Annotated in this window: 18 protein-coding genes; 10 read left to right on the top strand and 8 right to left on the bottom strand. The window is 68.3% G+C overall.

Annotated features, from left to right (window positions below):
• The first annotated feature begins 32 nt into the window (after window positions 1-32).
• The 4 genes from FHS55_RS12820 (at window position 33) to FHS55_RS12805 (ending at window position 7,442) form a co-directional block, all read left to right on the top strand.
• Window positions 33-1,553: a collagen-like domain-containing protein gene (locus tag FHS55_RS12820; RefSeq protein WP_246340095.1), complete on the top strand. Its 1,521-nt coding sequence runs from the start codon at window positions 33-35 to the stop codon at window positions 1,551-1,553.
• Window positions 1,554-1,663: 110 nt separating this feature from the next.
• On the top strand, window positions 1,664-4,246 hold the full coding sequence (locus FHS55_RS12815) for a peptidase domain-containing ABC transporter (RefSeq protein ID WP_246340093.1): 2,583 nt from the start codon (window positions 1,664-1,666) through the stop codon (window positions 4,244-4,246).
• Window positions 4,209-5,609, top strand: a complete 1,401-nt coding sequence (locus tag FHS55_RS12810) for an HlyD family type I secretion periplasmic adaptor subunit (protein WP_183190131.1) — start codon at window positions 4,209-4,211, stop codon at window positions 5,607-5,609. The genes FHS55_RS12815 and FHS55_RS12810 overlap by 38 nt, the downstream gene beginning before the upstream one ends.
• Before the next feature lie 12 nt (window positions 5,610-5,621).
• Window positions 5,622-7,442, top strand: a complete 1,821-nt coding sequence (locus tag FHS55_RS12805; protein ID WP_246340143.1) for a tetratricopeptide repeat protein — start codon at window positions 5,622-5,624, stop codon at window positions 7,440-7,442.
• 135 nt (window positions 7,443-7,577) lie between these two features.
• Here FHS55_RS12805 and FHS55_RS12800 read toward each other — a convergent pair whose 3' ends face one another.
• Window positions 7,578-8,459 carry a hypothetical protein gene (locus FHS55_RS12800; RefSeq protein ID WP_246340091.1) on the bottom strand — a complete coding sequence of 294 codons (882 nt, stop codon included), beginning with the start codon at window positions 8,457-8,459 and terminating at the stop codon, window positions 7,578-7,580.
• Window positions 8,460-8,536: 77 nt separating this feature from the next.
• Here FHS55_RS12800 and FHS55_RS12795 point away from each other — a divergent pair, with 77 nt between their 5' ends.
• The gene (locus tag FHS55_RS12795) at window positions 8,537-10,609 is read left to right on the top strand and encodes a glycosyltransferase (RefSeq protein ID WP_183190129.1); all 2,073 of its coding nucleotides are present in this window, start codon (window positions 8,537-8,539) and stop codon (window positions 10,607-10,609) included.
• 42 nt (window positions 10,610-10,651) lie between these two features.
• Here the strand turns inward: FHS55_RS12795 and FHS55_RS12790 are convergent, their stop codons facing one another.
• From FHS55_RS12790 to FHS55_RS12765, 6 genes are all read right to left on the bottom strand, one after another.
• A complete protein-coding gene (locus FHS55_RS12790) occupies window positions 10,652-11,353 on the bottom strand; it encodes a Crp/Fnr family transcriptional regulator (protein ID WP_183190304.1) in 702 nt (233 codons plus the stop codon).
• A gap of 371 nt (window positions 11,354-11,724) precedes the next feature.
• Window positions 11,725-12,894: a M20 aminoacylase family protein gene (locus tag FHS55_RS12785; protein ID WP_183190128.1), complete on the bottom strand. Its 1,170-nt coding sequence runs from the start codon at window positions 12,892-12,894 to the stop codon at window positions 11,725-11,727.
• Between the two features lie 18 nt (window positions 12,895-12,912).
• A complete protein-coding gene (locus FHS55_RS12780; RefSeq protein WP_246340142.1) occupies window positions 12,913-13,707 on the bottom strand; it encodes an ABC transporter permease subunit in 795 nt (264 codons plus the stop codon).
• 71 nt (window positions 13,708-13,778) lie between these two features.
• Window positions 13,779-14,501, bottom strand: coding sequence for an ABC transporter permease (locus FHS55_RS12775; RefSeq protein WP_183190126.1), 723 nt, complete (start codon window positions 14,499-14,501; stop codon window positions 13,779-13,781).
• Window positions 14,502-14,560: 59 nt separating this feature from the next.
• Window positions 14,561-15,343, bottom strand: a complete 783-nt coding sequence (locus tag FHS55_RS12770; protein ID WP_183190125.1) for a transporter substrate-binding domain-containing protein — start codon at window positions 15,341-15,343, stop codon at window positions 14,561-14,563.
• Window positions 15,344-15,369: 26 nt separating this feature from the next.
• Complete coding sequence (locus FHS55_RS12765; protein ID WP_183190303.1) at window positions 15,370-16,143, bottom strand: ABC transporter ATP-binding protein; 774 nt, start codon at window positions 16,141-16,143, stop codon at window positions 15,370-15,372.
• 457 nt (window positions 16,144-16,600) lie between these two features.
• On the opposite strand from FHS55_RS12765, the gene FHS55_RS12760 reads away from it, so the two are divergent.
• The 5 genes from FHS55_RS12760 (at window position 16,601) to FHS55_RS12740 (ending at window position 23,682) form a co-directional block, all read left to right on the top strand.
• Entirely contained in the window at window positions 16,601-19,759 is a 3,159-nt protein-coding gene (locus FHS55_RS12760) for an ATP-binding protein (RefSeq protein WP_183190124.1), read from the top strand.
• Complete coding sequence (locus FHS55_RS12755) at window positions 19,759-20,979, top strand: YcaO-like family protein (protein ID WP_246340141.1); 1,221 nt, start codon at window positions 19,759-19,761, stop codon at window positions 20,977-20,979. The genes FHS55_RS12760 and FHS55_RS12755 overlap by 1 nt, the downstream gene beginning before the upstream one ends.
• A complete protein-coding gene (locus FHS55_RS12750; RefSeq protein WP_183190122.1) occupies window positions 20,976-21,746 on the top strand; it encodes a TfuA-like protein in 771 nt (256 codons plus the stop codon). Before FHS55_RS12755 ends, FHS55_RS12750 begins: the two co-directional genes overlap by 4 nt.
• A gap of 129 nt (window positions 21,747-21,875) precedes the next feature.
• On the top strand, window positions 21,876-23,072 hold the full coding sequence (locus FHS55_RS12745; RefSeq protein ID WP_210286961.1) for a gluzincin family metallopeptidase: 1,197 nt from the start codon (window positions 21,876-21,878) through the stop codon (window positions 23,070-23,072).
• Window positions 23,073-23,193: 121 nt separating this feature from the next.
• Entirely contained in the window at window positions 23,194-23,682 is a 489-nt protein-coding gene (locus FHS55_RS12740) for a hypothetical protein (protein ID WP_210286960.1), read from the top strand.
• A gap of 113 nt (window positions 23,683-23,795) precedes the next feature.
• Here the strand turns inward: FHS55_RS12740 and FHS55_RS12735 are convergent, their stop codons facing one another.
• Entirely contained in the window at window positions 23,796-24,131 is a 336-nt protein-coding gene (locus FHS55_RS12735) for a hypothetical protein (protein WP_183190120.1), read from the bottom strand.
• Window positions 24,132-24,379 lie beyond the last annotated feature (248 nt).

Below are 24,379 nucleotides of genomic sequence, written 5' to 3'. Positions count from 1 at the left end.
CAGTCATAGGTCGAGACATCGCCGGAACGACGATGTTCATCTACTATAACGACGGCGTCAACTTCACGCTTCTGGCCAGCGCCTCCAATACCACGGCCGCGAATGACGCCCAGGATGGCGGCAATGTCGGCCTGGCCTCCTACGCCGCGCTGGTCTACCTGCCGGACGGCTACGACATCGGCAATGTCGTTGTCTACAATCAGGCGGGCACCATTCAGACACCGGGCACCAACCCGCCCGCCAGCGGCTCGTTCACCATCGCCGCCGTCACGCCCATCGGGGCGACCGGAGCGACAGGGGCGACCGGCGAAACGGGTGCGACGGGAACCACCGGCGCAACGGGTGAAACCGGTGCCACGGGCGCAACGGGAGCAACGGGTGCCACCGGTGCCACGGGCGAAACCGGGCAGAATGGCGCGACAGGCGCGACCGGTGCCAGCGGAGCCACCGGGCAGGATGGCGCCACAGGCGCGACTGGTGCCAGCGGAGCGACCGGACAGGATGGCGCGACCGGCGCCAGCGGAGCCACAGGTCAGGCCGGCGCGACAGGCGCAACGGGCGCCAGTGGAGCGACGGGTCAGGACGGCGCCACCGGCGCCAGCGGCGCGACCGGCGCCACCGGCGCTTCGGGCCAGGACGGTGCTACGGGGGCGACAGGTGCCGCCGGCGCAACGGGCGCCAGCGGAGCGACCGGGCAGGACGGCGCCACGGGTGCCAGCGGCGCGACAGGCGCCACCGGCGCTTCGGGCCAGGACGGTGCCACGGGGGCGACAGGTGCCGCCGGCGCAACGGGCGCCAGCGGAGCGACCGGTCAGGACGGCGCCACGGGTGCCAGCGGCGCCACCGGCGCGACCGGCGCGACGGGTGAGACCGGTGCCACGGGCGCTACCGGCGCAACGGGCGAAACCGGTGCCACGGGCGCTACCGGCGCAACGGGCGAAACCGGTGCCACGGGCGCTACCGGCGCAACGGGCGCTTCCGGCGCGACGGGCGCTACCGGCGCAACGGGCGAAACCGGCGCAACGGGCGCTACCGGCGCGACGGGTGAGACCGGTGCCACGGGCGCTACCGGCGCAACGGGCGCTACCGGCGCAACGGGCGAAGGTTCGACCGGCGCAACCGGGCCGACAGGACCGACCGGACCGACAGGCGCAACTGGGCCGACCGGTCCCTCGGGCGCGGGGAGCAGCCCGGGTCACGGGCATGGCAACCACCACGCCCCGTCAGGCTGGAACCGCCATGTCTGCCAGAACGACCGCATGACCTTCCGATCCGGCTCGTCCAACAATGACCATGGGCGCACGGGGTCGAGGGGCGGCAGCGGCGGCCATGAAGGGGGCGACGGCTCGTACCGCAACGTCCTCAAGACGTTGGGCTCAAGCTTGACAGCCCACGATATTGGCGGGCGTGGCCTGGCCTCGCTGGGTGCGGCCAACAACAACCATCGCCCGTCTGGCGCTGGCGCTCCGGTCAACACGGGGAACAACTCGGGCTCGATCGCTCCGAGCTTCGAGAACCACGGGCACATGATGAATCTCCCCAAGCATTGGTGAGCTTCTGAACAGGTGGAGACCGGCCGAGAGGTCGGTCTCCACCGACGTCTATTTCATGAACGCGTGTCCGCCTTTCGCGAGCGCTGGCCCGCCCATCGAGGATCCGACACATGGAACATCGCTGGGGCATTTTCATCGCCGGCTTCTTCTCTTCGGCGCTCAATGTCTTCTTCCCCGCCGTGCTGGTCGTCTTCTTCCTGATGTCCGAACTGGGAATCGCCCGGGAGGGAATGGGGCCACTGGTCGCGCTGGCCTGCGCGCTGGCGGCGGCCCTCAGCCTGCAAGGGCTGCTGGAGCGAGGCGGCAGGATCTTCGCAAGGGCACCCCGGGCCCGCGGGCGGGCAGCGCCGCGACAGGCCCCGTCCACGCCGCGCTCGCCGGCCGCAGCCGTCGCCCGCGTCCCCGGTGGGGGCAGCGCGCCGGCCGTTCCCGATGAGGTGGATTGGCAGGCCGAAATCGACGCCTGCGCCGCCTCGATGAATGCCCACACCATCGTACAGGCCGGCGGCCAGCTTCCGGCCCGGCTCGCCGCCGCGACGGCGGTCGCCCGCTATCACGGTGTCGATCCCGATCCGCGCGAGGCCAGGGCCGATACGGCGGGAGCGGCGCCCACCGGCGGCCTGCTGGTGGAATGGTTCCGCCGCTCCGGCCTGTGGGCGAAGAGCGTGAAGCTCAGCTTTCGCCAATTGATGAAGATCGACAGCCCGGCGCCGATCCTGCTGCTGCTCACCAATGGTGACGCCGCGCTGGTGGTCGGCCGTGATCGTGAGCACGGCGTGCTGCTGGTGCGCGATCCGCTCGCGCCGACCCACGAGCCGCCGATGGCGGTGACGGAACTGCGCCTGAAGCAGGTGTGGGATGGCGAGACCGTGCTGGTGCGCGCCTCGCGCGCGGGCAACACGGACGAGGAGCCGTTCGATCTCGGCCTGCTGACCCGGCTGGTCTGGGGCGAGAAATCGATCCTGCGCGACGTCGCGATCGGTTCGATCACCATCACCATCCTGAGCGTGCTTCCCGTGCTCATGATCATGACGACGCTCAATACCGTCGTCATCTACAAGAGCTTCAACACGCTAACGCTGATCGTGGTCGTGCTGGTCATCGCGCTCATCTTCGAGATGCTGATCACCTGGTCGCGGCGCATGCTGCTGGTGGTCCTCGCCTGCCGCCTGGATACACGGCTGAACCTCGCCATCTTCGACCGGCTGATGACGCTGCCGATCGATTTCTTCGAGCGCAACCAGGCCGGCGAACTCTCCTACAAGATCGCCCAGTTCTACCGCGTCCGCGATTTCCTCACCGGCCGGCTGATGACCACGTTCATCGACGTCGCCATGGTCGCATTGCTGCTACCGGTGCTGTTCTACATGGAGGCGACGCTTGCGTGGACGGTGCTGGTCGCCGCGGGCTGCATCACGCTGGTCATCGCCGCCTTCCTCCGGCCGCTGGCGCGCATGACGGCGAAGCTGGTTCAGGCGGAATCCAACAAGGGTTCGACGCTGGTCGAGAGCATCTACGGCATTCGCACCATCAAGTCGCTCGGGCTGGAGCCCACCCGCGCGGCGGAATGGGACCAGCGCGTGGCGGAGCTGGGCGAGCTCAACCTGCAGATGGGCAAGCTGAGCAACTGGCCGATGGTGCTGGTGATGCCCTTCGAGAAATATACCGTGGCCGGGGTTCTGGCGCTCGGCGCCTTCATCGCGCTCAACTCCGACAACCCGCTCTCCCTCGGCGGCCTGATCGGCTTCATGATGCTGGGCGGGCGCGTCGCCGGCCCGCTGGTCAGCCTCGCCCGGCTGCTGCAGGACGTGCAGGAGGCGCGTCAGGCGCTCTCGCAGGTCGGGTGGGTGCTCAACCGGCCAACGGAGAAACGGGCGCTCACAAACGGGCTGCGGCCGCGCTTCTACGGCGCCATCAGCTTCGAGGACGTGACCTTCACCTATGAGGGCACCAAGCAACCGGCGCTCGACAAGGTCAGCTTCGCCATTGAGCCGGGCTCGATGCTCGGGCTGGTCGGCCGCTCCGGTTCGGGCAAGTCGACCATCACGCGGCTGCTGATGGGCATCAACCGCGACTATTCGGGCTCGGTGAAGATCGACGGCACGGATCTGCGCGAGATCAACCTGCGTTATCTGCGCCAGAGCTTCGGCGTCGTCTTGCAGGACAATTTCCTGTTCCGCGGCACGGTGAAGGACAACATTCTCGCCGGCCGTCCCGGACTGACCTTCGAGGACGTGGTGCGCGCGGCGCGGCTGGCGGGCGCCGAGGAGTTCATCGAGCGGCTGCCGCAGGGCTATGAGACTCTCATCCAGGAGGGCTCGCCCAACCTCTCCGGCGGTCAGCGCCAGCGGCTCGCCATCGCCCGTGCGCTGATCGTCGATCCCCGATTGCTGATCCTCGACGAAGCCACCTCTTCGCTCGATCCCGAGAGCGAGGCGCTGATCAACGCCAATCTCCAGCGCATGGCGGCCGGGCGCACGATGGTGATCGTCTCGCATCGCCTCTCGTCGCTGGTCGATTGCGACCAGACCCTCGTGCTCGACCGCGGCAAGGTGCTGGACATCGGCCCGCACCGCGAACTGGTCGAGCGCTGCGCCGTCTATCGCCATCTCTGGATGCAGCAGAACCGTCATATGGACCCGCAAGGAAAAGCTCATGTTGCGCCTGCTCCGAAGCTCAGCCAAAGGGGCTGATGACGAGGCGGCGGGCGGCAACGCCCTGCCGCTGGCCGTGCTCGAATTCGGCAGCCCGTCGGCCGCGATCATCGCGACCCGCGTGCCGACGATGTCGCGGGCGATCAACCTGTTCGTCTTCCTGCTCGTCGTCTCCATGCTGGCGGCCAGCGGGCTGATCCACATCGACAAGGTTGTCTCCGCCACCGGCAAGCTGGTTTCCGACGCGCCGAACATTCTCCTGCAGTCCTTCGACCAGACCATCGTCGAGAGCATCGATACGCGGAAGGGCGACATCGTCCGCAAGGGCCAGGTGCTCGCCCGCCTCAACCCGACCTTCAGCTCCGCCGACCTGATCGCCATGAAGGACCAGGTCGATCTGCTGAGCGCCAAGTCGGCGCGGCTGCTGGCGGAGGGTGCCGGGACCGTCTATCTCGCGGACGCGGCCAACACGCATGCCGCCTTGCAGGCCTCGATCTTCCAGCAGCGCTCCAGCGAACACAGTTTCGCGCTGCTGAATTTCGACCAGAAGATCAACCAGCTGAAGACGCAGATCGCCGGCAACGATGCGCAGGCGTCCTATTATGTCGAGCGTCTCGAACTGGCCTCCAAGGTCGAGACCATGCGCCAGAAGCTGCAGGACGTGCAGGCCGGCAGCCTGCTCAATACGCTGCTGGCCAAGGACGCCCGGCTGACCATGGCGGCCTCGCTTTCCCAGGCGCAGTCGGAAGGGGCCGAGGCGGGTCGCAAGGCCGCCGCGCTGGAGGCCGAGCGAGAGACCTTCGTCCAGCGCCGCAACAGCGAAACTTCCCAGGAACTGGCCGATACCCGCCGCCGTCTCGTGCAGGCGCAGCAGGATTTGACCAAGGCCGACCTGCACAACGAGCTGGTCGTGCTGACCGCGCCGCGCGACGCGGTGGTGCTCTCGGTCGCCAAGATCTCGGTCGGCTCGGTCGTCACCAGCGCCGAACCGCTGATCTACCTCGTGCCGCTCGACGCGCCGCTCTCGGTCGAGGCGGATATTTCCGGCATGGATAGCGGCTATGTCCGCCCGGGCGACGAGGTCACGATCAAGTTCGATACCCTGCCCTACCTGCAATATGGCAGCGCCCGCGGCTCCGTGCGCAGTATCAGCGCGGACAGCTTCAGCCCGGAGACGACCATTCAGGAAGGCGGCTCGGCCATGCCGAACCGGCCGCGCTCGCTCTACTACAAGGGCGACATCGTGCTCGACGAGATGATGATGCACGACACCCCGCCGGGCTTTCGGCTGGTGCCGGGCATGCCGGTCGTCGCCGACGTCAAGGTCGGCACCCGTTCCATCCTTTCCTACTTCATCACCAAGATCCTTCCCGTCGCCTATAGCAGCATGCAGGAGCCCTGAGCCGTGGCCCACATGACCCTGCCGGGCTTCCTCGCCATGCGGCTGGACCGCCTGGCCTCGAGCTCTCCCACGCGGGCGCGCCAGCGCGCCGAACGCCTGTTCGCCCGGGCGCCGGAGCGCTCGCTCGCCCTGTTCGCGGCGGCGGCCGAGGCGGGCGATGCCGAGGCGTCTTTCAGGGTCGGCGAATGCCTGCTGGAGGGAACGGGCACGGCCAGCCACCCCTCGGAAGCGGCGCGCTGGTATCACCGGGCTGCCATGGCCGGCCATGTGCGCGCGCAATGCCGGCTGGCCCAGCTCCACCTGTTCGGGTTGCCGCAGCAGGAGGTGGGGCCGCGCACCGGCCTGTTCGAGCCGGTCGTCACCGACCGCGCAGATTTTCGCGCGGCCGCCGTCTGGGCGCGCCGAGCGGCCGACGCGGGCGCGGCCGACGCCCAGGCCATGCTGGCCTATATCTTCACCGCCGGGCCGGACGACATGCGCCATCCCGAGGCGGCGTTCGAGTGGTATCGCAAATCCGCCGAGCAGGGCTGCCCGCAGGGCCAGCTCGGCTATGCCACCGCGCTGATGGCGAGCGCCAAGACGCCCGAGGAAGTCGCCGCCGCGCGCTGGCACATTGTCCATGCCGCCAAGGCCGGCCTGCCGACGGCGCATTTCCTGCTCGGCCTTGGCGCCGAGCACGCGATCGGCGTGACGCGGGACGAAGCCGAGGCGCGCCGGCACTACGCCGTCGCGGCCAAGGCGGGCATGGCCAAGGCGCAGGCCCGCCTGGGCCTGCTGCTCTTGGAGGGACGTGGCGGTCCGGTCGACCTGCTGGACGGCGAAAGCTGGCTGCGGCGCGCGGCCCTTGGCGGCGATGCCGACGCCGCCGCCCGGCTCGGCGACATCTATGCCCAGGGCGGCGAGTTGCCGCCCAACTTCGCCGAGGCCGCCCATTGGTTTCGATCGGCGGCGGAGGGAGGACACAGCGCGGCAGCGCGCTCGCTCGGCATGCTCTATCTCACGGGTGCCGGCGTGATCCGCGACTCGGACGAGGCGGCCATCTGGTTCCAGCAGGCCGCCCGCGCCGGCGATGCCCCGGCACAGGCGGATCTCGCGGCGCTGTGGCAGGCGGGTTCGGCCGTGCGGCTCACGCAGGATCCCCCGCCGGTGCATGTGTGGTTCGAGCATGCGGCCGCGCAGGGCGACCTCGCCGGCGCGTTCAACTACGCCGTCTGCCTGGCCGAGGGCATCGGCGTGCCGCGCGATGACGAGAGGGCCGCCTTCTGGCTCCGGCGAGCGGCCGAGGATGTGGTGGACGCGCAATACTGGTACGGCCGCTTGCTCGCGGAAGGGCGCGGCGTGGCACGGGATGAGGCCGAAGCCGTGCTCTGGTTCTCCCGTGCCGCTGCGGCGGGGCTGACCGATGCGCAGGTCGCGCTGGCCGAGATGCAGGTCGAGGGGCGCGGCATCGCGCGCGATCATCCCGCCGCGAAGGCCCTGTTCCTGCGCGCAGCCTCGGCGGGGCATGCCGGCGCCATGTTCGCTCTTGGCGCGCTGCAGGGCGGCGGACACGACATCGAACCCGACCCGCAGGAAGCCCGGCGCTGGTTCGCGCTCGCCGCCGAGGCCGGCCACCCGATGGCCGCCCTCATGCTGGCGCGCTACGCCGCACGCGGCATTGGCGGCCCCTGCGACAGCGAGGCCGGTACCTACTGGTACGCGCAGGCCGGCGCGCGCGGCCTGGCCGGAGATGCCGACGAATGGGCAGCGCTGGAACCTGAGCCGACACTGGCCCGGCATTTGGAACCGCTGGGGGAGCCGGCCGCCCTGCCGGCCGACGCGGTGGAGCGCTGACCCATGCCGCGCGCCACCCGCCCCGTCAGCCTTGCCGCCCCTGTCAACCTCGCCGCCCCCGGCCCGGTACAGTCGCCCCTGCGGCCCCTGAAGGCGAGGATGACGCCTTCCGCGCGTTCGCCCGGCGCCAGTCTTTCATCCAGCGGCGAGAAGCTGCCGGATCCGGCGCGGCAATCGGCCGGGTGCGCTCACCTGCGCGCAACTCTCCTCCCAGCGGTGGAGATAGTCCGGCAGCGCAATGCCGCTCCGTTCCGGCCAGCGGTTGAGCGCGCCCAGATCGGCGATGGCTGCCGGATCCTCCTCCAGCACGCCGAACAGGGTCGAGACCGCACCCTTGGCATCGACGAGACCGCCATGCGCCTCGAAGAATACCGCGTGCGCCTCGAACCACGAACCAAAGCCTGCCGCCATGCCCTGTTCCCGCGCGGTGGCGCGATAGCCGGCGAGCAGGGTGTCCCGGTAGCTTCGGATGAAATCGGCATAGGCGCCATCACCGGGAAACGGAGGCTCTTGGGCCCATCCATCCGCGAGGCGCCCGAGCCCATGCAGGGAGAAGGCTTCCACCAGCGCCTCCTCCACCCATTGGCAGGGCGTGCGCGGCGCGGCATCCGGCTTCCAGCTGTTGCACAGGACATGACCCAGTTCATGGCCGAACTGATAGGCGAGATTGCACCAGTCGCGCGGGCCGACGATCACCGTGACCCAGGCCGTGGCCGGATCCTCCGAATGCAGCCAGACCGAGGGGTAGCCGCCCGGCTTGTCGTCGACGCGCAGTTTTTCGGGCTGCTGGTCGGAGACGAGCGCCACCCCCGCCAGACAGGCGAGGCGCATGCGGCCAATCACGGCGGCGGCATCCGCCTTCGCCGAGCCGCCCCAGTCGCCACCCAGTTGCAGCGGAGCGGTGAGCAGGGTGAAGCGGGCATCGGTTCGAGCCGCATCGGCGCGCGCCGGTACCCGGCGGAACGGCAGCAGCAGGCAGCCGCCAAACAGGGACAGGAGGCACCGTCGGCTCATCATCGCACGGCGACGGTCATGACCATCCCTTTCATCGGGACCGGGCGCATCGCCAGCCCCGCGCACGGAGGCACAATACGATGAACGCTTCAGGTCAGATGGTCTGTCTGAACATGATCGTCAAGAACGAGGCCGACGTCATTCGCCGCTGTCTCGACAGCGTTCGGCCGATCATCGACTACTGGGTGATCGTCGACACCGGCTCCACCGACGGCACGCAGGACATCATCCGCGAGCATCTGCGCGGCGTGCCGGGCGAATTGCACGAGCGCCCCTGGCGGGACTTCGCGCATAACCGCTCCGAGGCGCTGAAACTGGCGCGCGCCAGGGCGCACGGCCCGGGCGACTACACGCTGATCATCGATGCCGACGACGCGTTGCAGATCCGCGCGGGGGATGAGCTTCCCGCCCTCACCGCCGATTCCTACATGGTGACGATTCACGACACATCCCTCGTGTACCAGCGCCCGCAACTGGTGCGCAGCGCGCTGGCGTGGCGCTATGAGGGCGTGCTGCACGAATATCTCACCTGCGAGGGCGCCGCGCCGCACGGGCAGATCCCCGCCATCAGCATGCGGCGCAACCATGACGGGGCGCGACGCAAGGACCCGACCACCTATCGCCGCGACGCGGACATGCTGGAGGCTGCGCTGCGGACCGAGAAAAACCCGTTCCTCATCGCCCGCTACCGCTTCTATCTCGCGCAAAGCTATCGCGACTGCCGGAACTGGGAGAAGGCGCTGGACAACTATCTGCTGCGGGCCGATCTCGGCTTCTGGCAGGAGGAAGTTTTCATCAGCCTCTATTGCGCGGCGCAAATGATGGAAACACTCGGCCACCCCGAGCGGCAGGTGATCGACGCCTGCCTGCGCGCCAGCGACGCCCTGTCCACGCGCGCCGAGGCGCTGCATCGCGCGAGCCGCCTCTGCCGGCAGAAGGGGCTCTATGAGGAAGGCTACGCGATCGCCCAGCGCGGGCTTGCCATTCCGCAGCCCAACGGCGCCCTGTTCGTCGAGCCATGGATCTACCAGACCGGCCTGCTCGATGAACTCTCACTCAATGCCTATGGGTGCGGCCGCCGGCGGGACTGCCTCGACGCGACGCTGAAGCTCCTGGCCACCGGCGACCTGCCGCCCGCCGATGTGGCGCGGGTGCTCGCCAATGCCCGGCTTGCCGCCGAAGGGCTGCCGCGGGATCTCGCCCCGGCGGCGCCGGGTGCGCTGGGCCTTGCCGCGCGGCACGCCCTCACGCCCCCGCGCGCGCTCCACTCTCGCCTCAAGGGCGCACCGCGCGTCTTCGTCACCCTCCTCGCCAGCCAGCAGGAAGCCCTGGTGCCGCTGTTTCTGGAACGCCTTGAGGCACTCGACTATCCAAAATCCGCCATCACCCTGTCGATCCGCACGCCCGACAGCACGGACGGCACCGCGGCGCGGCTGCGGGCGTGGATCGCGCTCAAGGGCGCTCTCTATGCCGGGGTGGAATTCGAAGCCGAAGACGCGTGCGCGCCGCCCGACGCCTCCATGGCCCCGCGGCGCGACGGCTCCCGCCCCCCCCGCCTCGGGCGTCTGCGCGACGCCGGACTGCGACGAGCCGTGGAGGCCGGCTGCGATTTCTGCTTCGTCACAGAAATCGGCCACGTCCTGCGGCCGGGCACGCTGCGCGAGTTGGTGGCGCTGGATCTGCCGATCGTCGCGCCGCTGCTGCGGGCGATCGAGCCGGCCGATCCCTATTCCAATTACCATTCAGACATTGATGCGAACGGCTACTACAAGGAATGCGGCCAGTATCCGCTCATTCTCAATCGCGCCATCTGCGGCGTTCTGGAGCAGCCGGTCGTCAATGGCAGCTATCTCATCCGCGCCGACATGCTGGACAATCTGTCGTATCAGGACACGACGCTTCGCGATGACTACGTGGTCTTTTCCGAAAGCGCCCGCAGGCAGGGGATAGGGCAATATCTCGATAATCGGCAGATTTATGGATACATAATCGGGCGCGACAGCCAGACATCAAAGCTCTCCGGCGAGATGGCTCGTGCGAGAGACCTTATGAAGGATGATCCCGGCATCACGGACGCCGGGCAACACACGATGGCGTCCATCGAGGGGGAAGGGCGGCGGCACGCATCCGCCATGCTGGAGAGAGCCGGATAGCCGCATCCCGCAGCCGAAATCGCACGGCGCGGCGCGGCCGCGTCACTCCTCGGAGAGTTCCTCCTTGAAGGAATGGTCGCGTATGCGCGGCTGGTCCAGCAGGACGACATTCAGCAAGGAACTATGAACTTCGATGCGTCCATTATAGTCGATGAACCCAAGGCGGCGAAATTTGTTCATGAAGAAGCTTACGCGAGACCGCGTTGTTCCGATCATCTCCGCCAGAGTTTCATGGCTGATCTTCATGATGATCGGCTCCGGCTTTCCTTCTTTGCCAAAATTGGCCAGAAGAAGCAGAAGCCGCGCCAGTCTCTTTTCGCTTGAATTGAACAATTGATCGACGAGATCTTCCTCCACGCGGATATTGCGTGACAGGAGATGCGCGATGAACAGATCCGAGAATTCCGGCTCATCATGCAGGACACCGAGGATGGTGGCCTTCTCCAGTCGTGAAATCACCGAGTCCGCCATCGCCGTGACGGTCGCCATGCGCAGGACCTGCCCGGCAAGGCAACCCTCGCCGAAAAAGTCGCCCACCCCGAGAATGGCGACAATGGCCTCCCGCCCGTGCTCCGATACGACGGCAATCTTCGCCTTGCCGCTCTGTATGTAAAAGACAGCGTCCGCCGGCCCTCCCTGAGAGAATATAATGTCCGACTTTTTGTAAGTGATTATGCTGCGCCCGTCGCCAACTTTGGCGAGGAACGCTTTCGGATCGAATGAACGGGATAGACCTCGTGGCATGAAATATCGCTCACCTTTCCCCCACATGGAATTATTTTATTTTTTGAGCGATCGTATTTGATGAACATTCATTCATCTTACAGATATAAGAACGCTAAATGTCGACACGCATCGACAATTGCCTAAAACTACCTTGAATTACGATTTCAAGCAATGTTCATTTACAGTCAGTATGGTCTCTTCTTACCATTCAACGGTACATCTATCCCCGATACGTCACGAAACAGCGCGAATGCGCGGGCGAACCCCGCCTTGGCAGGGCGCAGGCACTCGGGCGAAGGGCCGCGGCCGCCGTCTCCAGGTCGCGCGGAAGCGACGCCGCGACACCGCGCGAGCGTCCTCGCCGGGCCGGTCAGGCATGATGATCGCGATCACGCGCGCGGCAGATAGGCCTCGACCAGCTCGGTCCAGAAGGCGGCGCCGATCGGCAGCAGGTCGTCGTTGAAATTGTAGCCGGGGTGGTGGAGCGGACGATCCGCCTCCGACGCGCGCGCGCCGAGGAAGAAATAGCTGCCCGGCCGCTCCCGCAGCATATAGGCGAAATCCTCGCTGCCCATGCTGGGGCGGGCCATGTCCCTCACCTGCCCGGCCCCGGCGAAGCGGATGGCGAGGTCGCGCACGAAATCGGTCTCGGCCTTGTGGTTGATGGTGGCGTCGTAGCTGCGCTGGTAGTCGACGCTCGCGCTCAGGCCGTAGCTCGCCGCCTGGCCTTGCGCGACCAGCCGGATGCGCCGCTCCAGTTCGTCGCGCACGGCCGGATTGAAAGAGCGCACGCCGATCACCAGTTCGGCACGCTCAGGGATGACGTTGCTGGCCGCCCCCGCATGGAACGCGCCCACGGTGACGACGGTCGGGTCCATCGGGTGGATGTTGCGCGCGACGATGGTCTGCAGCGCCATGACGATGGACGCCCCGGCCACGATGGGGTCGGCGGTGGCCTGCGGCTCGGCACCATGGCCGCCGAGTCCGTTGACCCTGATGCGGCACTCATCCACCGCCGCCATGATCGGCCCCTCCCTGACCGCGAACTGGCCGAAGGGAAGGTCGGGGTCGTTGTGCAGCGCGAACACCGCGTCGCAGGGGAAACGCTCGAACAGCCCCTCCTCCACCATGATCTTCGCGCCGCCGAAATTCTCTTCCGCCGGCTGGAAGATGAGATGGACGGTGCCGTCGAAATTGCCCCGCTCGGCGATCGCGCGGGCCGCGCCCAGCAGCATGGCGGTATGGCCGTCATGGCCGCAGGCATGCATCAGCCCCGGCGTCGTGCTGGCATAGGAGAGCCCCGTCTCCTCGAAGATCGGCAGCGCGTCGATATCGGCGCGGATACCCACCGAGCGCCCGCTCGTGCCGCTGGACAGCGTGGCGACGATTCCGGTCCGGGCGAGCCCGCGCGTCACCGCGTAGCCCAGCGCGGCAAGCTCGCGGGCGATGATCTCGGAAGTGCGCACTTCCTCAAGCCCGAGTTCGGGATGCGCATGCAGGTCTCGCCGCAGCGCGACGAGTTCCGGGAGCGCGTTGGTGAGCGTTGCGCGCACGTTCATGTCAGGCACTCCTGCATCTCAGACGCTTCGGGTCGGGATCTTGTTCTCGAAATAGCGGAAAGCCACCACCAGAAGAGCGGTGAGCAGCAGATAGATCAGCGCCAGCAGCAGCAGCGGCTCATAGGTGAGATAGGTCACCTGCCGGATCTTGGACACCACGGCATAGACGTCGATCACCGTGATGGTAGCCACCAGTGGCGTCGACTTAAGCTGCAGCACGGTTTCGCCATTGAGCGTCGGCAGCGCCCGGTGCACGGCGCGTGGCAGCCAGATGCGCCAGAACAGCTTCCAGCGGCTCATGCCGAAGGCGCGGGCGGCTTCCAGTTCACCCCGCGGCACGCCGGCGAACGCCCCGCGCATCACCTCGCCTTCATAGGCGGCGAAGGAGAAGGTCAGCGCGGCGACGCCATAGGGCCAGGCCTCGCGCAGATAGGGCCAGAGAAACGATTGCCGAATGGCCGGAAATTGCGGAAACAGCGAGCCGAGCCCGTAATAGAGCAGCCAGAGCTGCAGCAGCAGCGGCGTGCCGCGGATGATGGTGCAGAACCCCTGCGCCAGCGCTTTCAGCGGCCACGGCCCCGTTACCTGCACCAGCCCGATCGGCACCGCGAAGGCGAAGCCGAGGATCGAGGTCGAGGCCAGCATCAGCAGCGAAACGCCGACACCCCAGGCCAGCGCCCCGGCATATTGCGGCAGCCAGTCCCAGCGCAGGAACCAGATGGCGCAGAACACGAGCCCGCCCGCGATGGCCATCAGCACGATGCGGTGCGGCTTGAGAAAGCCTCGCGCGCTCGGCAGGTGGGTCAGCGCCATGGCATCGACGGTTGTCTCCTCGGGCGGCAGCTCGACGAGCGAGGCGGCCTCGCGCGACCTCTCCTGCGCTCTCATGACGGCGCCGCCCATCCGCGCCGGGCGCGGGCCTCGATGAAGCGGATGATGAGATTGGAGACGAGCGTGAGGAGGAGGTAGAGCGCCCCGGCGGCGCAGAAGAACAGCATGTAGGCCTTGGTGGCCCCAGCGGCCTGCCGCGTCACCAGCGTCAGTTCGCTGAAGCCGACGACGGCCAGCAGCGCGGTATCCTTGGTGGAGATCAGCCACAGGTTGGAAAGGCCGGGAATGGCATGCGGCAGCATGGCCGGCAGCGTGACCCGCCGAAGCGTGAGCAGCGGCGACATGCCATAGGCGCGCGCCGCCTCGATCTGCCCGGCCGGTACGGCGAGGATCGCCCCGCGCAGCACCTCGGTCGCATAGGCGCCCTGCACGACGCCGATGACGAAGATGCCGGCCGCCAGCCCGCTGATGTTGACCGTGCCGTAGCCGAGCGCGGCGGCGGCGCGGTTCAGCACATCCGTGCCGGCATAGTAGAGCAGCAGGATCAGCACCAGCTCCGGCACGGCGCGCACCAGCGTCGTGTAGATCTCCATCAGGTCCTTCACGACAGGCCCGCCATAGAGCTTGCCGCAGGCGCCACCCGTGCCGAGCACAAGGCCGAGCGAATAGCCGCCAATGGCGATCTTGATCGAGTTGAACAGGCCGGCCAGCAGCACGCCGCCCCAGCCCGGCGGCTCCAGCGCCAGCAGGCCCCAGTTGATCACGTCTGCCGTCATGGCGTTCCCTCGCCCTGGAGGAAGGGGCCGGCGCGCGCGGCCGGCCCGCCCCGGGTGGATCAGCCGCCGTAGACGTCGAAGTCGAAATACTTCTTCGAGAAGGCGTCATAGGTGCCGTCGGCGCGGATCGCCTTGATCGCCGCGTTGACCTTGTCCTTCAGCTCGGTGTCGCCCTTACGCAGGCCCACGCCCACGCCCGCGCCGAGAACGGCCGGATCATCCTTCACGTTGCCCTTCAGCTCGCAGCACTGCTTGCCCTGGTCGGTCTTCAGGAAATCGGTGAGCGCGATGGCATCCGCCTGCACGGCGTCGAGACGGCCGGCGGCGAGGTCGTTATTGGCCTCGTCCTGCGTCTGGTATTCTTTCACCGTGGCACCGGCGGGCGCGAAATACTTGTTCGCATAATCCTGGTGGATGGTGGCGACCTGCACGCCGATGGTCTTGCCCTTCAGGCCCTCGGGCGTGGCGGTGAAGGTCTCGCTCTTGGGACCGATCACGCCGGTGGGGGTGTTGTAATACTTGTTGGAGAAATCGATCGTCTTCAGGCGCTCGGGCGTGATCGACATCGAGCCGACGATCATGTCGATCTTCTTGGTGGTGAGCGCCGGGATGATGCCGTCCCAGGCCACCGGGGTGATGACGCAGTCGAGCTTGGCCTGCTTGCAGATCGCCTGCGCGAACTCGATTTCCCAGCCCTCCCACTTGCCGGAGGCATCGGGCGAGGCGAAGGGCGGATAGGGCTCGGCGGCGACACCCACCTTGACCGGCTCGGCGGCGGCGGCGCAGACGCCGGCAAGGCCGAGGATGGCGGCGGCGACGATCGTCTTGACGGTGTGCTTCATCGTTTTCCCTCTGGTTCTTGAGCTTTTCAGTGAACGGAGCTGATGAACTTCTTCAGCCGCTCCGATCTGGGATCGCCGAAGATCTGCTCCGGCGGCCCCTGTTCCTCGATCACCCCCTGAGCGAGGAACACGATGTGGCTGGCGACGTTGCGGGCGAATTTCATCTCGTGCGTCACGAGGATCATCGTCCGCTTCTCCTTCGCGAGGTCGCCGATCACGCCGAGCACCTCGCCGACCAGTTCGGGGTCGAGTGCCGAGGTCGGCTCGTCGAACAGCATGGCGTGCGGCTGCACGGCGAGCGCCCGGGCGATCGCCGCCCGCTGCTGCTGGCCGCCCGAGAGGAAGGAGGGGTAGACGTCGCGCTTCTCGAACAGGCCGACACGCCGCAGCAGCGCCTCGCCCCGCTCCATGGCCTCGGCCCTGGGCACGCCGAGCACATGCACCGGCGCCTCGATGACGTTCTGGAGGATGGTCATGTGCTGCCAGAGGTTGAAGCTCTGGAACACCATGCCGAGCCGGGCCCGCAGCCGCTGCACCTGCCGGCGGTTGGACGGCGCGAGGCCGCCATGGCCGTCGCCCTTGAGGGCGATGGCCTCGCCTCGGATCGCCACCGAGCCGCTGCTCGGGGTTTCCAGCATGTTGATGCAGCGCAGGAATGTGGATTTGCCGGAGCCGGAGCCGCCGATGATGGCGATGACGTCGCCTTCATGGGCGGTGAGCGAGATCCCCTTGAGGACCTCCAGTGCGCCGAAACGCTTGCGAAGATCCCGGACGGCGATGGCCTCGGCGCGCTCCGTCATCGCGGGCATTTCGCCGCCGCCGGGCGTTTCGCCGCCGCCGGGCCTTGGGACATCTCGCGCATGCCACACCTTTCGCTGCTGGGGACCCGGCTCCGGCGGAACACGCGACACCGGGATCGCCGGACGATCCACCGGTTCCCGCGCCGCTCCGACATCCTCAGGTTGCCCTGTGTGAACCAGTTATTCAAGCGTACAACAAGATCGACGGTGCATTTTTATGCAGATTGGCAAAAGCCTCTTTTGCAATCAACGAGATGGGTGATGTCGGCAATCGCGCGATCCGCCGCGCGCGGCAGGCTCTGGCGGTATCCCTGTCGGAACCCGCACGCGGTGATCGCCGCCCTCCCTCGCCCGCCGCAGCCTCGAAAGCGGGGCGGGAATCAAAGCTGTCGCGTTGCCGCGGCGGCATGGGCTAGTATGCGCGGGAGGGATCCGTTCCGCGTCTCGGAGTTCACCAATGACGCCAGCACGCGAGATCACGTCGCGATCGAGCTCGCTGTCAGGCGAACGCCTGCAGGTGACGGCCCTTTTCTATGACATCGTCGGCTCGGTGCAGTTGCTCAACCGCCTTGATCCCGAAGAGTTCGGGGGGATGCAGCGGAGGCTGCACCACGCGGCCGCTGATGCCATCCAGCATTTCGGCGGCACGGTTCAGCAATTGCAGGGCGATGGGGGATGCGCCTATTTCGGGCTCCCGGTTCCCCTGGAGGATGCGGCGGAGGCCGCCGTCGGCGCCGCCCTCGATCTGATCGCGCGTTGCGAAAGACAGCAGCGCGAGCAGGGCACGCCCTTGATGATCCGCATCGGCATCGCCACCAGCATGGTGGTGGTGGCCGCCACCAAGGGCACCGGGCTGCCGGGACAGGCGGAAATCATCGGCATCGCCCCCGCGCTGGCCGCCCGCATCCAGGCGGATGCCGCGCCCAATTCGGTCGTCGTCGCCGATTCCACCTATCGCCTCGCCGCCGGGGCGTTCGACTTCGAGCCGCTCGGCGAGCGGCTGCCCAGCGGCTTTTCCGAGCCGATCAGCCTCTGGCGCGCCCGCGCGCGGCGGCCGACGCCGGATCGGTTCACCGCAAGCCGCCGCGTGGGCGCGCCCCTCATCGGCCGCGAGGAGGAACTGGAGGCCTGCCGCCGCCACTGGGCGCTGGCGCGCGCGGGCAAGGGGCAGTTGCTGGTGCTGCATGGCGAGGCCGGCATCGGCAAGTCGCGGCTGGTGGCGGAACTGCGCGCCGAACTGGGCGAGGCGGGCCATGCCGTCACCCTGCTGCAATGCCGGCCACGCGGCGACACGCGCCCTCTCCATCCGTTTCTCGATCTGCTGGAGCCGGGCCTTGGGTCGACCGCCGACGGCGCGCTTTCGGCGGCTCAGGTGCGTGCCGGCCTGCACGACCGGAATCTCGAGATTTCCGTCGACGATGCCGCGATCATCGCCTTTCTCTGCGGGCAGCAGGCCGGCCACCAGCCGCCCGCGCCGCAACCACGGGTCACGCAATCATCCGGTCCGCACGGGCTGGACCTGACGGCGGAGGAAATACGCGCCCGCGGCCAGGATGCCGTGCTGCGGCTTCTGTGTGGGCAGCCGGGCCCGTGCCTCGTCGTCATCGAGGATTTCCACTGGGCGGACAGCCTGACCGGGGCGGTGGTGGCGCGGCTGCCGCGGGTTATCGCCGACCTGCCCGTGCTGGTGCTCGTCACCGCCCGCGACCGCGCGACCTGCGATGCGCTCGCCGGGCCGAACGTGTCCTCGCTGGCCCTGTCGCGCCTCGAAGCCGAGGAAACCTCGCAGCTGCTGGAAACGATCTGGAACGCGGCGCGGCCAGCCGGGGAACTCCCCGCCGGATCGCCGCCGGCCGAACCTTTGCCGGCATCGTTGCCCCCGGGGCTTGCCGCCTTCGTCCACGGGCGCTGCGATGGCGTGCCGCTCTTTGCCGAGCAGCTCACCTCGCTGCTCAAGGAGACGATGGAGAAGCAGCTGGCCGAAGGCCGCTCGCTGCCGACCGACTGGAACGACGCGCTGCCGGGCGGCACCGTGCTCAAGCTGCAGGATCTCATCGCCGCCCGACTGTCGGCGCTGGGCCCGCTGCGCCGGCTGGCGCAGGTCGCCGCCGTCATCGGCCGCGCCTTCACCCTCGGCCTGCTGACCCGCATCCTCGATGGGCCCGCGCTGCCGGTCTTGCCGGAGGAGGCGGTCCGCGAACTGGTGCGGGCCGGCATTTTCGAAGCCCAACCCTCCGGGGTCACGGAAGCCTGCCGCTTCCGCCACGTGCTGATCCAGGAAGCGGCCTATGACAGCCTGCTGAAGGCCGAGCGGCGCCTTTTGCATGCCCGCATCATCGATCTCGTCAGCACCGGCGCGGTGCCCCCGCTCGCCGACGATGCGCTCGCCTGGCACTATGAGCAGGCGGACCGGCCGCTCGATGCGGCCCGCTGCGCGATCAACGCCGCCATGGCATGCATTGCCCGCTCGGCCATGCTGGAGGCCGACCGGCTGCTGAATGTCGCCCAGCGCCAGCTGGCCGACATGGCGGCGGAACGGACCCGCGACCTGCGGCTCGAACTGCTCTCCGCGCGCGGTCCCGTCGCGGCGGCGCTGTTCGGGCGCGGCTCACCGCAGGCCAGCGCGGTCTATGACGAGGGCGTGGCGCTGTGCAGCGCCTCGGCCACGCGCGACCGGGCGCAATGGTTTCCGCTCTACTGGGGCTGGTGGTTCACCGCGCCGAATTACGAGGCGCAGAAGGCACGCTCGGATATCGTGGTGCGCGACCTTGAGGCGACGGCCGACCCGGAGGTGCGGCTGCAGTCCTTTCACTGCGCCTGGGCGACCAATTTCGATGCCGGCCGCCACGCCTATTGCCTCGATTGCGTCGAGGCCGGGCTGGCACTCTATGACGAGCCGCGCGCCCGGCTCAGCCGCGTGCGCTATGGCGGGCATGATGCGCGGGTGTGCGGCCTCGGCGAGCGGGCGCTCTCCTCCTGGTTCACCGGCGATGAAGCCGGCTCGGCGCGCGCCATGGCGGCGGCGCTGGACTGGGCCGAGCGGATCGACCATCCCGACAGCCTGTTCCACGCGCTGGACTACGCGGTCGGCCTCGCCCGCTTCACCAACGATTTTCCCCGCGTGATCAAGGTCGCCGCGCGCATGAGCGCCATCGCGCAGGAGCGGGCCCTGCCGGGAGGCCGTGCCAAGGCAAAGCTGTTCGGCGGCTGGGCGCAGGCGCGGCTTGGCGCGCTGGACGCCGGCGTCTCCGAATTCAACGAAGGCTTCGCGCTACAGCGGGAGATCGGCACGGAGGAGAACCTGCCCATCTATCGCGACATGGAAGCCGAATTGCTGGCGCAGTCCGGCCGATATGACCAGGCCTGCGCCATCGTCGAGGAGGCGATCGCCAGCAGCAGCCGCAGCGGGCAGGTGTTCTGGCTGCCCGAGCTCTACCGACGGCGCGCCCGGCTGCGTCGCCATCTGGGAGCGGGCGCCGACGAGACCCTGCTCGATCTTCACCGCGCCGTGGCACTGGCGGAGAGCCAGGGCGCGGTGGCGCTGGTCCGGCGCGCCCATGCCGATATCGATGCGTTCGGCGGACCGCCCGGCCCCGTCACGGGGCCCTCGCCGTGATGAGAGCCGAGCCGCTCTCCCCCCTCGGCGTGAGCGGCACCCTGACCGACGAGCGCCGGCAACGCGTGCCGGCAGCGGAGGAGGCCCACGCCCGAATGAGAGCGCTGGTGAGCGGCCTGCTCGCCCGGCGGCGCCAGTTCGGCATCACCCGGCTCGGCTCGATCACGCGGCTCGACCGCATCGGCATCACGGTCACGCAGGTGGTTCGCCCCCTCGCCCTGTCCAATGCCGTCTGCCAGGGCAAGGGGCTCGATCCCCTCAGGGCGGCAGCGTCCGGGCTGATGGAGGCGCTGGAGAGCTGGGCGAGCGAGACCATCGCGCCGTCGCGGCTCACCAGCCGGGCGGCCACCGACATGGAAAGCGACCTGCGCGCGCTCTACGCCGGCAGCCTGCTGAACCGCAGCGATGCCGGCTGGGACCGCATCGCGCTCGGCTGGATCGACGGCTGGGACCTGCTCGCCGGCAGGAGCCGGCCGGTGCCGGCGGCGCTGGTCGATACGATCTACACCTATCCGTCCCCGCACCCGGTCGCCTTTCCCCGCACCACGACCGGGCTGGCGGCGGGGAGCACACTGCACGCGGCGATCCTGCATGCCGGCCTGGAGGTGCTGGAACGCGCCAGCGTCGCCGATGCCGCGCGCCGGCCTGGCTTCTTCGATCGCTCGCAGCTGGACAGTACGGCGATCGGCTGGCCGCTATCCGCCTTCCTCCTCGGACGGATCCACGCGGCGGGGCTCGTGGCCGGCATCTGGCGGGTGGAGGCGGATCACGGCCTTCCCGTCTACTGGTGCCATGTGGTCGAGAATGCGGGCACGGCGGAACTCGCCCCGCTGCCGGGCGAGGGCTTCGGCTGCGATTTCACCCATGATGGCGCGCTGGCCAAGGCGCTGCTGGAGGCCTGCCAGGCGCGCGCCACCGCCATTGCCGGCACGCGGGAGGACATCACGCGCGGCTTTTACCCCGCGCGGCACGACCGCGCCGGTCTTGAGGCGTGGCGCCGCCGCATCGTGAAGGTCGCCCGCCCCTGCCCGCCCCCACGCGAGGTGGCGGCGCCCGATGGCCCCACGCCGGCGTTGAACCGTCTGCTTGAGGCCCTGCACAAGGCCGGCGCCAAGGCCGCGCTGGTCGTGCCGTTGCTGTCTCTCGACGTGCCGGGCGTGGAGGTGATCCGCCTCGTGGTGCCGCCGCTGCGCCACGGCCCGGCGCCGGCGACGTCATGACCGCGTCGGGCGACATCATCGTCTTCCTCGGCCCCACTTTGCCGCACGAGGAGGCGGCAGCGTGCCTCGATGCCACCTACCTGCCGCCCGCCGAGCAGGGCGCATTGGCACAAGCCGTGCGGGACGACAGGCCGCGCGCGGTGGTGCTGATCGACGGCTCTTTCGCCCGCGTGCCGGCGGTGCGGCACAAGGAAATTCTCTGGACGCTCGCGCAGGGCATTCCGGTATTCGGCGCGGCGAGCATGGGCGCGCTGCGGGCGGCGGAGCTTGGCGCGGTCGGCATGCAGGGCCATGGCGTCATCTATCGCTGGTATGCCCTCACGCCGCTCGCCGATGACGACGAGGTGGCGGTGGCGATGATGCCGCTCGAACTCGGTGCCGGCTCGCTGAGCGAGGCGCTCATCAACATCCGCCTGACCCTGCGCGCCGCCCGCCGCGCCGGCATCGTCTCGCGCGAGCAGCAGCGGGCGCTGGAGGCGGCGGCGCGCGCGACCTATTTCATCGATCGCCACTACCCCACGATCATCGCGGCGGCCCGCCTCGCGCTAAAGGATGCGGACAGGGCCGGGCTGGATCGGTTCGAGCAGTGGTGGCCCACGAACGCGATCGACCAGAAGCGGGCGGATGCGCTCGGACTCCTGCGCCGGCTGGCGGCCGCGCCCTACCTGTTGCGCCCGCTCGCCCATCGCCCGGCCTTCCGCATGACGGAAGCCTTCGCGCAGGACCTCGATGCCGCCGGCCTGCGGCCCGACGACTTCCTCCGGTAGAGCCGGTTGGCCAGCCGCGGCCTCCCACGCCAAGCCTCACGCGGCACCGGCTTTCCGCAAAGTGAAGTCGCGTCGTGACACCGGCGCCATTGCTGTGCAAGATGTCGCAACGCTGGGTGGAGGCCACCGATGTACGGCGAGAACGCAGTGCGTTCGGACAGGCGGGCCGACATCGCCCGGCTCGGCACGCGTTTCCTCATTTTTCCGCAGCCTCCCTTCATCCCCGGCTATGAGCGGCCGGAGATGGTGTGGCTCTCGACACCGCTGGGCGGCGTGACGACCGGGCCGGCGGACCGGCGCATGTATGTGGTCGATCCCATCAGCGCCAAGACGCCCTACCTCTACCCCTATCTCCCGCCCTTTTCCGGCGGCCTGCATCCGCCCGCCAGCGCCGGGCCGGACGGGCATTTCGATCATCTCGCCATCGGCTCGCGGGAGTTTCAGGCGGCGCATGTCTTCGCCTGCGTGCGGCGCGTGCTCGACATCTGCGAGAGCTATTGGGGCGCGGAAATTCCCTGGTTCTTCCAGTCCACCTACCCGCGACTGGAAATCGTGCCGCGGCTGAGCTGGAGCAACGCGCAATCGGGCTTCGGCTTTCTCGAACTGGGCGAGGATGCCTCGCGCGGCGAGCCGCAGCCCTTCGCGCTCAATTTCGACGCGGTGGCGCATGAGATTGGCCATCTCGTGCTGTTCGGCACGATGGGCCTGCCGAGCCGCAACCCGCCGCATGAATATTACGCCTATCACGAGGCGGTTTCCGACTTCATCGCGCTGATCGGTCTGCTGCATTTCGACACCTCGCTCGACCTCATCCTGCGGCGCACGCGCGGCAACCTGCTGCTGACCAACGAACTCGACCGCTTCGCCGAGCTGAGCGACGAGCAGCAGGTGCGCCGCTTCAACCACTCGCTGACCATGGCTGACGTCGGCCGCGAGGTGCACGACCGGTCCAAACCCTTTGCCGGTGCCCTGTTCGATGCGCTGATCGAGATCTACCAGGTGCTGCTGTTCGAGCGCGGCCTGTCGGATCTCGATCCGCGCGAGTTCTGGAACCTGCGCAACGAACTGTCGGAGGAGCGGCTGGAGGAGGAACTCTCCGCCTCGCTCGGCGACTATGAACGGCGCCATTTCGCGGTGAAATCTATTCTGGAGGAGGCCCGCGATATTCTCGGCGAGGTGCTCGCGGGCTCATGGCGCGTGCTCGATCCCGCCCGGCTGACCTTCGCCGCGGCCGCCGAGGCGATGATCGATGTCGCCGACGCCAGCGCCACGCGGCGCTTCGCCGATCGTTTCGAAGTCTGCTTCGCCTGGCGCGGCATTCTCTAGGCGCCGGAGGGAGCCGCGGTCTCACGCCTTTGAGGGGGAACGGACCGCAGGTCCGTGCGGAAACAACGGAGGAACGACCACCATGCCATCCGAGATGATACCCGCGCCGTCAGGGGCGCCCGTGTACAAGCCGAACGAGATCCTGCTTTACGGGGTGAAGCTCAACGACAAGCACGATTTCGCCGAGATCCCCTTCGATTCCGAGGTCACGGTGCAGCAATCCACCATCGCGCTGCGCCTTCTGGTGCAGAAGACCGGCGACGCGCTGGGCACCAAGCCGGTGGAGCGCGACCGGGTTTCGATCATCGTCGCCTATGGCTATGCCTATGAGGGCGGCTGCTACCGCTTCGACAAGCCGCGCCTCCTGCTGTTCGCGCCGGCCAGCGAGGAGGCCAACGCGCAGGGCTGCGGCTTCGAGGGCTTCAATCCGCCCTACAAGATGTGGCGCATCACCGCCAAGACCATGCTTCTCGAAGTGGCGACCTCCGTCGGACTGGCCGAGGATCTGGTGCTGACGGCCAACCTGCCGGGCAACCGGCCGCCCAACACCTATGGCAACCACATGGAACTGGCCCATCGCGGCGGGAAGCTCAACCGCAGCGGCGGGTGAACGTGCCGATGGCGCGCGTGGCTCCCGCCGACGCGCGCCATCAAGCCCGCGCCTGCAAACCTCTTGCCAGCAATCCTCTTGCCAGCAAGCCTCGTGGCGGCAAGGCGGCGCCGTCAGCTGCGGGTCTTGGTGTCGGGCTTTTCCTCGCGCAGCACGAAGCTGTCATCGATTTCGAGAGGTCGGCCATCGTCGAGGATGGGCAGTTCCGTCTCCTTCCAGCCATTGCCGTCCACCGGCCGGGGGCCGGACTGCCATCGCGCGGCGCGGAGGCGCAGCCGGCCCTTCAGCAGCCCGCCGAGCCCTCCCTCTTCCCGGATGGTGAAGGACACCTCGCCTGAACCGGCGAGGTCTCCATCGTATTTTTCCACGGGATCGAGAAACTGCGCGATGTCGTGAACGACCACCCATTTGGGCGAGCCGGCCGCGATCAGCTTGACGCTCACCGTCATCAGAGCCTCCTCCCAACCGCGAATAGCGTCACGCGCGCCATGGTGGCACAGCCCGAGCATGCGGCCGCCGGCCTGTTCTGTAAAGCATCCCGCGAACGCTGCCGGCCGGAATATATTCCCTTACGGCATATATACACTGTCTCCGCGACAGCCGCTTTCGCTGCCACGCATCGCGTTCATCTGATATCCTGCTCCGGTAAAGCCGCGCGGAACGGAAGATGCGCCGTGGAGCATTTGCAGGGTCTTCC

Source organism: Ancylobacter tetraedralis (assembly GCF_014195655.1).
Taxonomy (GTDB): Bacteria; Pseudomonadota; Alphaproteobacteria; order Rhizobiales; family Xanthobacteraceae; genus Ancylobacter; species Ancylobacter tetraedralis.
The sequence above is the reverse complement of the archived record's forward strand: the minus strand, read 5'-3'. Positions and strand labels throughout refer to the sequence as shown.